The sequence below is a fragment of the Clostridium sp. CAG:265 genome, from assembly GCF_000436575.1.
GTDB classification, from domain to species: Bacteria; Bacillota; Clostridia; order Clostridiales; family Clostridiaceae; genus Clostridium; species Clostridium lentum.
Map to the genome: position 1 here is coordinate 1 of NZ_FR886634.1, position 907 is coordinate 907.

Genomic DNA, 907 nt, shown 5'->3' on the forward strand with positions numbered 1-907 from the left:
TTATACAAGACATAGAGTATTTTCAAGATTAGGTTTCGATACCTTTACATCTATTGAATATATGAACAACCTTGAATATACACCTTTAGGCTGGGCAAAAGATAGAGTCCTTACTGAAGAAATAATCAAAGCACTAGATTCTACTGTGGATCAACAAGATTATGTTTATACTATTTCTGTTCAAGGTCACGGTGATTATCCTGAACATAAAGTTCTTGAAAACCCAGCAATAACTGTTGGTGGCATTGAAGACGAAGGAACTCGTTATGCATATGAATATTATACTAATGAAATTCATGAAATGGATAACTTTATTGGTGAATTAATCCAATCATTATCTAACTATGATGAAGATATAGTGTTAGTTATGTATGGTGATCACTTACCAAGCTTAGGTATTGAAAATGAGGACCTTACTTATAATAATAACTTTGAAACTCCTTATGTAATGTGGTCTAATTTTAACTTACCTAAGGAAGATAAGAACTTATATGCTTATCAATTAACTTCATACACTCTTGATAGACTTCATCTAACTGCTGGAACTTTAATAAACTTCCATCAAAATCATTCAGAAGATGAAGATTATCAACGTAACTTAAAGCTTCTTCAATATGATATGCTTTATGGTAATCAATATATCTATGGTGGAATTAATCCATTTGAAAGAACTAAATTACAAATGGGAGTTGCCCCAATAACAATATCTAATGTGTATGAACAAGATGGTCAAGTATTTGTAGAAGGAGAAAACTTTACTACATTCAGTAGAATTGCTATAAATGGTCATGAAAAATCAACTACCTTTATATCTCCAAATTATCTAATGCTTGATGATACAAAGCTAAGTGATTCAGATTCTATAAGGGTAGATCAAGTTACTATTACCAACTTTACTTTAAGTAAA

At 30.4% G+C, this 907-nt stretch carries 1 protein-coding gene; it reads left to right on the forward strand.

From position 1 onward, the window contains the following. Positions 1 to 907: sulfatase-like hydrolase/transferase (locus Q5O29_RS09660; RefSeq protein WP_302632078.1), on the forward strand; the 907-nt coding region annotated here is incomplete at both ends.